General features: G+C 71.6%; 10 protein-coding genes. 5 read left to right on the top strand and 5 right to left on the bottom strand.

The window, feature by feature from the left end:
• Positions 1-74: 74 nt before the first annotated feature.
• The gene (gene dnaE, locus ACZ41I_RS22175) at positions 75-3,614 is read left to right on the top strand and encodes a DNA polymerase III subunit alpha (RefSeq protein ID WP_363219616.1); all 3,540 of its coding nucleotides are present in this window, start codon (positions 75-77) and stop codon (positions 3,612-3,614) included.
• Between the two features lie 71 nt (positions 3,615-3,685).
• On the opposite strand, the gene ACZ41I_RS22170 is transcribed toward dnaE, so the two are convergent.
• Positions 3,686-3,862 (bottom strand): hypothetical protein, encoded by a 177-nt coding sequence (locus ACZ41I_RS22170; RefSeq protein WP_363219615.1) that lies wholly within the window; start codon positions 3,860-3,862, stop codon positions 3,686-3,688.
• 226 nt (positions 3,863-4,088) lie between these two features.
• On the opposite strand from ACZ41I_RS22170, the gene ACZ41I_RS22165 reads away from it, so the two are divergent.
• The 4 genes from ACZ41I_RS22165 to ACZ41I_RS22150 all read left to right on the top strand — a co-directional run bounded on the left by ACZ41I_RS22165 (position 4,089) and on the right by ACZ41I_RS22150 (position 8,014).
• Positions 4,089-5,306, top strand: a complete 1,218-nt coding sequence (locus ACZ41I_RS22165) for an NYN domain-containing protein (RefSeq protein ID WP_399770019.1) — start codon at positions 4,089-4,091, stop codon at positions 5,304-5,306.
• Positions 5,307-5,399: 93 nt separating this feature from the next.
• A complete protein-coding gene (locus ACZ41I_RS22160) occupies positions 5,400-6,413 on the top strand; it encodes an ABC transporter ATP-binding protein (RefSeq protein ID WP_399770021.1) in 1,014 nt (337 codons plus the stop codon).
• A gap of 109 nt (positions 6,414-6,522) precedes the next feature.
• Entirely contained in the window at positions 6,523-7,344 is an 822-nt protein-coding gene (locus tag ACZ41I_RS22155; protein WP_363213562.1) for an ABC transporter permease, read from the top strand.
• Positions 7,345-7,378: 34 nt separating this feature from the next.
• Positions 7,379-8,014, top strand: a complete 636-nt coding sequence (locus tag ACZ41I_RS22150; RefSeq protein ID WP_363213563.1) for an AAA family ATPase — start codon at positions 7,379-7,381, stop codon at positions 8,012-8,014.
• A gap of 270 nt (positions 8,015-8,284) precedes the next feature.
• On the opposite strand, the gene ybaK is transcribed toward ACZ41I_RS22150, so the two are convergent.
• The 4 genes from ybaK to ACZ41I_RS22130 form a co-directional block, all read right to left on the bottom strand.
• Complete coding sequence (ybaK, locus tag ACZ41I_RS22145) at positions 8,285-8,788, bottom strand: Cys-tRNA(Pro) deacylase (RefSeq protein ID WP_399770028.1); 504 nt, start codon at positions 8,786-8,788, stop codon at positions 8,285-8,287.
• 17 nt (positions 8,789-8,805) lie between these two features.
• Positions 8,806-9,546 (bottom strand): LON peptidase substrate-binding domain-containing protein, encoded by a 741-nt coding sequence (locus ACZ41I_RS22140; RefSeq protein WP_468514866.1) that lies wholly within the window; start codon positions 9,544-9,546, stop codon positions 8,806-8,808.
• An 11-nt stretch (positions 9,547-9,557) separates the two neighbouring features.
• A complete protein-coding gene (locus tag ACZ41I_RS22135) occupies positions 9,558-10,643 on the bottom strand; it encodes a hypothetical protein (RefSeq protein ID WP_363213566.1) in 1,086 nt (361 codons plus the stop codon).
• A gap of 139 nt (positions 10,644-10,782) precedes the next feature.
• Complete coding sequence (locus ACZ41I_RS22130; RefSeq protein WP_399770033.1) at positions 10,783-12,360, bottom strand: oxidoreductase; 1,578 nt, start codon at positions 12,358-12,360, stop codon at positions 10,783-10,785.
• Positions 12,361-12,406: the final 46 nt, after the last annotated feature.

The following is a 12,406-nucleotide window of genomic DNA, read 5'->3' as shown; positions in this document are numbered from 1 at the left end:
CGGGGCATAGACTTCGACGCTGACCCCAGAACCGTCCGCCAACCCGTCGCCGTGTTTCCGTTGGAGGCCATACCGTGTCAAAGCCGCCGTTCACGCACCTGCACGTCCACACCCAGTACTCGCTGCTGGACGGTGCCGCGCGGCTCAAGGACATGTTCAACGCCTGCAACGAGATGGGCATGACGCACATCGCCATGTCCGACCACGGCAACCTCCACGGGGCGTACGACTTCTTCCACACCGCGAAGAAGGCCGGAATCACCCCGATCATCGGGATCGAGGCGTATGTCGCCCCCGAGTCCCGGCGCAACAAGCGCAAGATCCTCTGGGGCCAGCCGCACCAGAAGCGGGACGACGTCTCCGGTTCCGGTGGTTACACCCACAAGACGATGTGGGCCGTGAACAAGACGGGTCTGCACAACCTCTTCCGCCTCTCCTCGGACGCCTACGCCGAGGGCTGGCTGCAGAAGTGGCCCCGGATGGACAAGGAGACCATCGCCCAGTGGTCCGAGGGCATCGTCGCCTCCACCGGCTGCCCCTCGGGCGAGGTGCAGACCCGGCTGCGCCTCGGCCACTTCGACGAGGCCCTCAAGGCCGCCGCCGAGTACCAGGACATCTTCGGCAAGGACAAGTACTTCCTGGAGCTGATGGACCACGGCATCGAGATCGAGCGCCGGGTCCGTGACGGCCTGCTGGAGATCGGCAAGAAGCTCGGCATCCCCCCGCTGGTCACCAACGACTCGCACTACACCTACGCGCACGAGGCGGGCGCCCACGACGCCCTGCTGTGCATCCAGACCGGCAAGAACCTCTCCGACCCGGACCGCTTCAAGTTCGACGGCACCGGCTACTACCTGAAGTCCACGGACGAGATGTACGCCATCGACTCCTCGGACGCCTGGCAGGAGGGCTGCGCCAACACGCTCCTCGTCGCCGAGATGGTCGACACCACCGGCATGTTCGAGAAGCGCGACCTCATGCCCAAGTTCGACATCCCCGAGGGCTACACCGAGGTCACCTGGTTCAAGGAGGAGGTCCGCCGCGGCATGGAGCGCCGCTACCCCGGCGGCATCCCCGAGGACCGCCAGAAGCAGGCCGACTACGAGATGGACACCATCATCTCGATGGGCTTCCCCGGCTACTTCCTCGTCGTCGCCGACTTCATCATGTGGGCCAAGAAGCAGGGCATCGCGGTCGGCCCCGGCCGAGGTTCCGCCGCAGGCTCGATCGTCGCCTACGCCATGGGCATCACCGACCTCGACCCGATCCCGCACGGCCTGATCTTCGAGCGGTTCCTCAACCCCGAGCGCATCTCGATGCCCGATGTCGACATCGACTTCGACGAGCGCCGGCGCGTCGAGGTGATCCGGTACGTGACCGAGAAGTACGGCGCCGACAAGGTCGCCATGATCGGCACCTACGGCACCATCAAGGCCAAGAACGCCATCAAGGACTCCGCGCGCGTGCTGGGCTACCCGTACGCGATGGGTGACCGCATCACCAAGGCCATGCCTGCCGACGTCCTCGGCAAGGGCATCCCGCTGTCCGGCATCACCGACCCCAGCCACCCCCGCTACTCGGAGGCCGGCGAGGTCCGCGGGATGTACGAGAACGAGCCGGACGTGAAGAAGGTCATCGACACCGCGCGCGGTGTGGAGGGCCTGGTCCGGCAGATGGGTGTGCACGCCGCCGGCGTGATCATGTCCAGCGAGACCATCACCGAGCACGTCCCGGTCTGGGTGAGGCACACCGACGGTGTGACCATCACCCAGTGGGACTACCCGAGCTGTGAGTCGCTCGGCCTGCTGAAGATGGACTTCCTGGGCCTGCGCAACCTCACGATCATGGACGACGCGGTCAAGATGGTGAAGGCCAACAAGGGCCTCGACATCGACCTGCTGTCCCTGCCGCTGGACGACCCCACGACCTTCGAGCTGCTCCAGCGCGGCGACACCCTCGGCGTCTTCCAGTTCGACGGCGGCCCCATGCGGTCCCTGCTGCGGCTGATGAAGCCCGACAACTTCGAAGACATCTCCGCCGTGTCGGCCCTGTACCGGCCGGGCCCGATGGGCATGAACTCCCACACGAACTACGCCCTCCGGAAGAACGGGCAGCAGGAGATCACGCCGATCCACCCGGAGCTGGAGGAGCCGCTCAAGGAGGTCCTGGACGTCACCTACGGCCTGATCGTCTACCAGGAGCAGGTGCAGAAGGCCGCCCAGATCATCGCGGGCTACTCGCTCGGCGAGGCCGACATCCTCCGCCGCGTCATGGGCAAGAAGAAGCCGGAGGAACTGGAGAAGAACTTCGTCATCTTCCAGGCCGGCGCCCGCAAGAACGGCTACAGCGACGAGGCCATCCAGGCCCTGTGGGACGTGCTGGTCCCCTTCGCCGGCTACGCCTTCAACAAGGCGCACTCCGCCGCGTACGGCCTGGTCTCGTACTGGACCGCCTACCTCAAGGCGAACCACCCCGCCGAGTACATGGCCGCGCTCCTGACGTCCGTCAAGGACGACAAGGACAAGTCCGCGGTCTACCTCAACGAGTGCCGCCGCATGGGCATCCGGGTGCTCCCGCCGAACGTCAACGAGTCCGAGGCGAACTTCGCCGCCCAGGGCGACGACGTGATCCTCTTCGGCCTGTCCGCCGTCCGCAACGTCGGCACCAACGTCGTCGAGTCGATCATCAAGTGCCGCAAGGCCAAGGGGAAGTACGTCTCCTTCCCCGACTACCTCGACAAGGTCGAGGCGGTGGTCTGCAACAAGCGCACCACCGAATCGCTGATCAAGGCCGGCGCCTTCGACGAGATGGGCCACACCCGCAAGGGCCTGATGGCGCAGTACGAGCCGATGATCGACAACGTGGTCGCGGTCAAGCGCAAGGAGGCCGAGGGGCAGTTCGACCTCTTCGGCGGCATGGGCGAGGACACCGGCAGCGAACCCGGCTTCGGACTCGACGTGGAGTTCTCCCCCGACGAGTGGGACAAGACCTACCTGCTCGCCCAGGAGCGGGAGATGCTCGGTCTGTACGTCTCCGACCACCCGCTCTTCGGTCTGGAACACGTCCTCGCCGACAAGGCCGACGCGGGCATCGCCCAGCTCACCGGCGGCGAGCACGGGGACGGCGCGGTCGTCACCATCGGCGGCATCATCTCGGGCCTGCAGCGCAAGATGACCAAGCAGGGCAACGCCTGGGCGATCGCCACCGTCGAGGACCTCGCCGGCTCCATCGAGTGCATGTTCTTCCCGGCGACCTACCAGCTGGTGTCGACCCAACTCGTCGAGGACGCGGTCGTGTTCGTCAAGGGCCGCCTCGACAAGCGCGAGGACGTGCCGCGACTCGTCGCCATGGAGCTGATGGTCCCGGACCTGTCCAACGCGGGCACCAACGCACCGGTGATCCTCACCATCCCGGCCGTGAAGGTCACTCCGCCCATGGTCAGCCGGCTCGGCGAGATCCTCAGCCACCACAAGGGCGACAGCGAGGTCCGCATCAAGCTCCAGGGCCCGCGCAAGACCACCGTGCTGCGCCTGGACCGGCACCGGGTCAAGCCCGACCCGGCACTGTTCGGCGACCTGAAGGTGCTGCTCGGCCCGTCCTGCCTGGCGGGCTGAGCCGATGACGTGTGAAGGGGCGCACCCTGCGCGGGTGCGCCCCTTCACTGTGCCTGGGCTTCAACTGCCCTTTAGTTGTGGCCGAAGCTCTTCTGCTTCTTGCGAGGAACATCCGCGGAGCTGCCCTGGATGTGCGCCACCGGAGACTCGTGGGCCTCCTGCGACCGCTGCCCGTGCTCGTGAGCCTGCTCGGCCTGCGGAGCGCGGTTCTGCGGGCCACCCTGCTTGCGGTTCTTGTTCTTGGCCATGGTGATCTGCCTCCTGTGGGGGATCTAGGGGCCAGGGCCGGGACCAGATTCACATACGCTGACATCAGGCGCATGTCGGATAATTACCCTCTGTAACAGGGGTGGTGGGGCGGCGGGATTCCGCAAACGCCACGCCGAAGATCGAGTTCGGGCCGTTAACCTCCGCGCGGTCGGGCAGACTCGAAGGAAGTCCGAAGCAAAACCTCCCGGGAAGAGGGTGAGTCGCGTGGACCGCTGCATCGTCCTGGTGGACGCCGGGTACCTGCTGGGAGCCGCCGCCAGCCTCCTCGCCGGTGAGCCCTCGCGGTCCCGGATCGCCGTCGATCACACCGCGCTGATCCAGGCCCTGCGTGAACGCGCCGAGTCGGAGACCGAGCGCCCGCTGCTGCGCATCTACTGGTTCGACGGCGCCCCCGACCGTGTCCCCCAACCGGAGCATCGCCGGCTGCGCGTGATGCCCCGTGTCACCGTCCGCCTTGGCGCCCTCACCCGCAGCGACGGACGCTGGGCGCAGAAGGGCGTGGACGCCGCCATGCACGCCGAGCTGACCGAGCTGGCCCGCAACCGCGCCTGCTCCGACATCGTCCTCGTCACCGGCGACGGCGATCTGCTGCCCGGCATGATGGCCGCCAAGGAACACGGCGTCGCCGTTCACCTGTGGGCCGTACAGGCCGCCGACGGCGACTACAACCAGTCCGAGGACCTGGTGGCCGAGGCCGACGAGCGGCGCGTCCTGGACCGCGCCTGGATCACCCAGGCCGTCCGCGCCAAGGAACTGACCAGCGTCTGCGCGCCGCCGCCCGCGCCCCGGCCCGAGATCGCCGCGATCCTCTCCGCGCCCCTGCCCGAGTCGGCGCTCTCGGCCGCGGCCGAGCGGTCGGCCGAGCAGGGGGCGCCCCCGCCGGCCGCCGCCGCGGCGGGGAACGGCACCCAGGAGCGGGCCGCCGCCTCCAAGGGCGTACCGACGCCGAAGGACCTGGCCGCGCTGCGCGCCCCCGGCAGCCAGCCCGTCCAGCACCCCGCGACCGCGACCCTGCGCTGGTCCTCCGACAAGGGGTGGGTGGACCGGCCGGGCGGGGTCGCCGAGCCGCCCGATGTCGCCTCCATGCCGACCCTCGCCCAGCTCACCACGGCCGAGCAGCGGTGGGCCGACCGTGAGGAGGACATCACCACCGTCGGCGGTGACCCGTACGAGGTGGGGCAGGTCTTCGCGCGCCGCTGGATGTCCCGGCTCGGCGACCAGGGTCATCTGCAGAAGCTGTCGCAGATGTATCCGCGCATCCCGCACCGCATCGACGGGGAGCTGCTGCGGTACGCCGCGCGGTTCGGGCTGCTCGCCCACAAGGACGACCAGATCGACGAGCACGACCGCTACGCCATTCGGGCGGGGTTCTGGCGGGAGATCGACGTTCCGGCTGCGGCGGAGAGCATGGCGGGGGAGTGAGCCGAGCGCGCTGCGGCGGGATTTCCTGCGGAGGACGTACGGAAGTGGCCCCAAAGGCGAGTAAAGGCCCCCGACCCCGTACCCTCGTCCCTTGTGAGTACGCGCGCGGCACAGGCACTTCGGCATGACGAGGTCGTACGCGTGCGCGGGCTCCGGAAGACCTACCCGGCCGTGAAGGGACGGCGCGGTGCGCCGGGGACCCCGGCGGTGCCGGCCACCGACGGGATCGAGCTGGACGTGCGGCGCGGCGAGGTGTTCGGGCTGCTCGGGCCGAACGGCGCCGGCAAGTCCACGCTCGTACGGCAGCTCACCGGGCTGCTCCGGCCGGACAGCGGCAGCATCGAGATCCTCGGGCACGACATCGTCAGGCACCCGGAGCGCGCCGCGCGCATCCTCGCCTACCTGGGCCAGGAGTCCTCCGCGCTGGACGAGCTGACCGTCTCCCTCGCCGCCGAGACCACGGGACGCCTGCGTGGCCTGGACGTACACCGGGCGCGGGCCGAGCGGGACGCCGTACTGGACGAGCTGGGGCTCGCGCCGATCGCCGGGCGGGCGCTCAAGAAGCTGTCCGGCGGGCAGCGACGGCTCGCCTGCCTCGCCGCCGCCCTCGTCGGCGAGCGGCCGCTGCTCGTGCTGGACGAGCCGACCACCGGCATGGACCCGGTGGCCCGGCGCGCGGTCTGGGCGGCCGTGGACCGGCGGCGCGCCGAGCGCGGTACGACCGTGCTGCTGGTCACCCACAACGTCATCGAGGCCGAGACCGTGCTCGACCGGGTCGCCGTCATCGACCGGGGCCGCGTCATCGCCTGCGACACCCCGGCCGGGCTGAAGGAACAGGTCGCCGGCGAGGTGCGGGTCGAGCTGGTGTGGCGGGAGCAGGCACCGCTGGAGGTGCCCGAGGTGGCCGTGCTGCGTGAGCGTGCGGTGGAGTCCGGCCGGCGCTGGACCCTCCGGCTCGGGCCCGAGGAGGCCCGCGCCGCCGTCGCCACCGTGACCGGCGGGGCCGCCTTCGCCGCGCTGGACGACTTCACACTCGCCACGCCCAGCCTGGAGGACGTCTATCTGGCGCTGGGCGGCGCGGCACGGCAGGGGCTGGTGAAGGCGTGAGCGCGGCGGTCGTGCCCTGCGTATGGGGTCATGGGACTGCCGGAGGGGTCCGCGCGACCGCCGTCCCGGTGGTCCGTGCGACTGCCGTAGGAAAGAGGAGCAGCTCGTCGTGAGTGTCGTACCCGCCGAGGTTCTGCCGGGCGGCGGCCGGGTCGTGCCCGAGACGGCGCCGGCCGCGGCCGAGCTGGGGCCGCCCGCACGGCTGTGGCCGTCGCTGGTGGCCGTCTACCGGGCGCAGCTGTCCAGGGCCCGGGTGGCGCGGATCCCGCTGCTGTTCGTCGCCACCTTCCAGTCCGTCGGCATCGCCGTGATGATGCGCGGTGTCGTCGACAGCGGCAGTGAGGCCCAGTCGGTGGTGGCGGGGTCGTCGGTCCTGGTCGTGGCGTACGTGGCCCTGAATCTTCTGTCGCAGTACTTCGGGCAGTTGCGGGCGAGCGGTGGGCTCGATCATTACGCCACGCTGCCCGTGCCGCCGGCCGCGGTGGTGCTGGGCGCGGCGGCTGCGTACGCCTCCTTCACGGTGCCGGGGACGCTGGTGACGGCCGTCTTCGGGTGCGTGCTGTTCGGGCTGCCGCTGTCCAACCTGTGGATTCTGCTGGCCGTGATCCCGCTGGCCGGGGCCGCGCTGTCCGGGCTCGGCGCCGCCTGCGGGCTGCTCGCGCCGCGGCCCGAGCTGGCCACGCTGCTCGGGCAGCTGGGCATGTCGGCGGCGCTGCTGCTGGGGGTGCTCCCGGCCGACCGGATGCCGGAGATCATCCGGCTGGCGCGGGATCTGCTGCCGTCGACCTACGGCGTGGAGGCGTACGCCCGGACCTTCGGGGCACACCCGGACTGGGCCGTCGTGCTCGTCGACCTGGGGGTGTGCGCGGGTGTCGGAGTCGTCTCGCTGGCCGTCGCGACCTGGGCGTACCGCAGGGCCGCCGTCCGGTGACGCGGCGCACGGCGCCACCTGGCACGATGGCAGGGTGACCGCACCGTTGACTCCGCCACCGCACGACAACTCCCCGCACGAGGTCCGGCAGGCGCCGCCGCCTGCCGGGGCGCCGGGCGAGGCAAGGTATGAACAGGACGGCCCCGGGATGAAGACCGAAGTGCGGGATGCCGCCGTGATCACGGTGGCCGTCGCTTTGGGCGGGGTGCTGCTGGGGTTGCTGTGGTGGTGGCTGGCGCCGCATGTGCCGTTGGTCGGCGACCGGGCCGGCGGCGGCTGGGTGGTCTATCTCAAGGACAGCGAGGGCGAGCAGGCGGTCGGGGTGGACGGCACGTTCACCCTGCTGGGGCTGGGCTTCGGGCTCGTCAGTGCGGTGGCCGTCTTTCTGCTGCGCCGGCGCGGCGGCGTGCCGATAGCGGTGGCACTGGGCCTGGGCGCGCTGCTCGGGTCGTTGCTGGCGTGGCGGCTGGGGGCATGGCTGGGGCCCGAGTCCGACGTGCTCGCGCATGCGAAGGCGGTGGGGAAGGGGGTCACCTTCTCGGCGCCGTTGAAGTTGGGGGCGAAGGGTGCGCTGCTGGCGTGGCCGTTGGCCGCGCTGTTGGTCCATCTCGGGCTCACGGCGTTGTTCGGGCCCCGGGATCCCGAGGAGACGTATCCGCAGGCGCCGTAGCCAGGCGGTTCCGTCCCCTGGCCCCCGCGTTTCCCACCCGCACGACCGGTCCGGGTCGCCCGAAAGCGCACCGGCCCTGTCGGCCGTGGGTTCTGCCCGCCCGACCGGCCCCGTTCTGCCCGCACGCCGGACCGGTCCCGGCCGCCGGAAGCGCACCGGCCCGGCCGGCCGTGGGCCAGGCGCGCATGCTCGGGCGGCCCCGGGCTGACGGGTCCCGTTCTGTCCGGGGTCGGCACCGCGTCTCGGCCGACCCGCACGGCACCGGGCCCGCTAGCCTCTGCCGATCGGTGCCAGCACCGCGCCCGTCAGCTTCGCCAGATCACCCGGGGCCAGCTCCACCTCCAGCCCCCGGCGGCCCGCCGACACGCAGATCGTCTCGTGGGCCTTCGCGGAGTCGTCCAGGACCGTCGGGAGCTTCTTGCGCTGGCCGAGCGGTGAGATGCCGCCGCGCACGTACCCCGTGGTCCGCTCGGCCAGTGTCGGGTCGGCCATCGTCGCCCGCTTGCCGCCCACCGCCGCCGCCAGGGCCTTCAGGTCGAGCGAGCCGGACACCGGTACCACCGCCACCGTCAGGGCGCCGTCGACGTCCGCCACCAGGGTCTTGAAGACGCGGTCGGGCGAGACTCCCATGGCCTCGGCCGCCTCCTCGCCGTAGGACGGGTGCGCGGGGTCGTGGTCGTAGGCGTGGACCGTGAAGTCCAGGCCGGCCGACGTCAGGGCGACCGTCGCGGGGGTGCCCCCGGACTGCTGCTGTTTCTTGGGCTTTTTCGCCATCGGTGCGTGCTGGTCTCTCAGTTCAGACTGGTCGGCGTACGCGTCAGCTCGAACGCGGGCAGTGACGGCAGGCTACGGATGATGGCCGTCTCCGCGCGAAGGAGTTTCAGCTCGTCACGCAGCCGGGACGCGGTGTCGGGCGCCTGGAGCAGCCGCTGCTTGGTAGGTGTGTCGTGCACCATCGCCGCCGCCACCAGGTAGGACACCACCGACGGGTCGTCGGGCAGGTCCGCGCCCGTGGACAGCGAGCGCTCGCGGGCGCCGGCCAGCCGCTTCTGGTACTGGCGGAAGGAGCGCAGCACCCCCTCGGCCAGCGCGCCCGCCTCGTCACCCGGCTCCTCCGGGAGCTCCTCCAGCTCCGCGGTCAGGAACGGCCCCGACGCGTCGACCGAGACCAGCCGTACCCGGGTGGTACCCGTCGCCAGTACCTCGAACGTGCCGTCGGGCCGCTCCCGGACGGTCGCCGCGTCCGCCACACAGCCCACTGAGTGGAAGGCCTTGAGCGGGTCCGGGCCGAAGCCCGCGGACGGCCCGCGGTCGGGCTGTGCCGTGGGGTCCGGCATGCCGGGGGCGCTCGGCGCCACCTCGTGGCCGTCGCGGATGGCCACGACGGCGAACCGGCGCGGCTCGTCCTCCGGGGTCTTGAGCAGCTCGCGCATCATGGCGCGATAGCGCTCCTCGAAGACGTTGAGCGGCAGCACGAGCCCCGGGAACAGCACCGTGTTCAGCGGGAAGAGCGGGAGACGGACGGTGGTCACGGCGCCCCAGCCTAGTGGTCACCGGCGCGGTCGTGTCCGCCGCGCTCGCCCAGCGGGACCGGCGGCCAGGTCGTCAGCCCCGCGGGGAGGGGCCGCGGACCCGGCGTCAGCAGGTGTTCGCGCAGCCGCAGGAAGTGGCCGAGCGGGTCGTCGGAGAAGCGCTCCCAGGGGAAGGACGTGGCGTACGGGCCGATCAGACCCAGCTGCGCACGGGCGTCCTCCCAGCGGTCCAGGCGCATCAGGACGTACAGGAGCTTGTTGCGGACCTCGGCGGGCCACGGGTCGGCCGCCGGGAAACGGGCGGACAGCGCCAGCGCCCGGTCGGCCGCGGCGTCCAGCCGGGAGCGCGGTACCTCGGGCCCGCAGCCGTCGGTCAGGTAGCCGAACGCGGCCCGGGCCGGCAGGGCCTGGACCAGCGAGTCGGCCGGGGCGTCCTGAGCGGCCTGGTCGGCGAAGTCGAAGCACTCGCGGTGCGAGGCACGCGGGGTGTGCGGGGTGTCCCCCCACTGGACGCAGCAGGAGGCGGCCAGGTAGCGCAGGGCGGCCACATGGCAGCCGTAGTGGTGCGGGGCGCGCCGGACGGCCGCCGCCCACAGTTCCTCGAAGTACCGGTGGCCGGCCCGTGAGCCGCGCGCGTGGTCCAGCGCGATCCGCCAGGGCACCGGGTCGCGGTCGTCGGCGCGGGCGGCGGCCGTGATCAGCGGGCTCACCTCGCGCAGCAGCTCGGCGCGGGCCGGTGAGGGCCAGACCCGGTCCACCGCCAGCTGCGCCTGGACCACCAGAAGTCCGGGGTCGTCCGGGGCGGCAGCGCGCCAGGCCGTGAACCACTCGCGGCGGGAGCCGGCGAAGGCGGCCAGGCGCCGCACGTACCGCTCGTGGTTCTCCCAGGCGGCGGCGGCGCGGGTGGCGGCCAGCAGGCGGGCCGCGGCGTCGTACTCGCCCCGGCCGGCCGCCACCAGCGCGGGCGAGAGCCGGTCGTCGGGTGCGTCGAGTACGGCCTCGTCGCCGGACGGCGGACGGCCGGCCGGGCGTGCGGAGCGTTTGGTCATCCGAGTGGGGCGGATGAACGAAGGCAGCAGAGCCATGGTGTCGACCATTGAAAGACCGCAGGTGGGCGGTGCGCCAGAGGGTTGGCCGAAGTCGCGGAAAGTTGTACGGTCCTGGGTCAAGGACCGGTAAAGGTGACTGTTCAACTTTTGTTCGGGTGTATCCGTCCCGTCCCGTTTCCCGTGCGGGTCAGCCCCGTCTCAGCAGCCGGGTCGCCCCTGCCGCCACCGTCGTCGCCAGGATCCAGCCGAGCATGATCATCACGGCCGCCAGCCACTGCCAGACGCCCCGCAGCTGCCACTGGCCGACCTGGCCGAGGTCGATCACCGGCAGCAGCAGGTCCAGGGTGAACAGGGCCGGGCTCCAGTACGGGTGGCCGTCGTGGTTCATCGGCGGATGGTCCGCGTGCGCGAACGCCAGCGTGCCCGCCGCCCACAGCACCGCCATCCACACGGCGGCCCGGCCCGGCCGATAGCCGTAGGCGACCGTCAGGTCCTGGACGTATCCCCAGACCTTCGCGGCCGGTGGCAGCGTCTCCCGGCGCCGGCGCTGCTTGGCGAGCAGCACTTCCCGGGCGTCCTCGTCCTCCCCGGCCTCCCGCAGCACCGCGGCCAGCCGCTCGTACGGCTCCGGGTTGTACTCGGCGGTGGCCGCCGCCACCCAGTCCAGCCGCCGGGTCAGCGGGAACGGGCCCCGCGGGACCAGGTTCTCGTAGGTGAAGCCGCCCATGTGCAGACTGCCCGGACCCGGCCAGCTGGCCGCGCGGTCCACCAGGTTGACGATCCGCGCACCGGACAGCAGCACCTGGCCGCACTGCGGGGCGTCCCCGAGGAAGCGCAGCTCCGGCGTCTGCATCCGGCGCATCGACAGCACCTGGTCGTCGGCGAGGACGAACCGCGCCCGCTCCAGGTCGACGGCGTCCCCGAAACGTCCGTCGTCCAGCCGCAGCCCGCCCCGGCACTCGAACGGCTGGATCCGCGTCCCGCGCGCGGGTGTGGTACCGCTCAACAGCGGGCTGCCCACGCCGGCCGGCGTCAGATACAGGGTCCGCTCGACGGTCAGCTGGGGGGCGTTCAGGGCGTAGCGGGAGTACGGATTGTCGAGCTTCGCGCCGCGCAGGCTGAGCGAGACGCCGACCTGCGCGGCGCGCAGGCTCAGCTCGCCGTGCGACTCCAGCAGCTCCGCCTGCAGGTCCTGGCCGACCGTCAGGCCGTCCGCCGCGATCGACCGCCCGCTGCGGTCGCGGTGCACGACCGCCTGGTTGAGCAGCAGATCGGTGCCGATGTGCGCGTCCGTCAGCCGGACGCCCTGCTGGAAACGGCAGCGCGGCAGATGCAGGTCGCCCTCGGTGTGGACCCGGGCGGCCTCCAGGCGCGGCACCGCGCAGTCCACCAGGCGCAGGGTCGTGAACCGGGCCTCCGGCAGCCGGACCTCCTCGTCGAAGCGGCAGCCGCGCAGCTCGACGTACGGCTGTACCGTGCCGCCCGAGAGGTCCAGTGTGCCGGTGATCCGCACCCCGGTCAGCTTCAGCGAGGACACCCGCCCCGCGAGCGCCGGCGGACCGTCCAGCAGCAGCCAGGCCACGATCCGCGCCCGCACCGCGCGCCCGGCGCCCCAGGGGTGCTCGCCGTGCGGGTCGTCCACGACGGTGTCCCCGCTGCTCAGGTCGTACACAGTGCCGTTGCGGAAGGCCTGCCACATGCCCGCCTCGGCCGCGGTCAGCCCCTCCGGCAGGTCTCCGGCGACGAAGCCGGCCCCCTCGGTCACCTTTGTCCTCTCCTGGTCCCGTACTTTCGTACAGCCGTTCATGCCC

The sequence above is a fragment of the Streptomyces sp. NPDC030799 genome, assembly GCF_055572255.1.
Note: the sequence above shows the minus strand (reverse complement) of the source record. Positions and strands in the feature narration are given on the sequence as shown.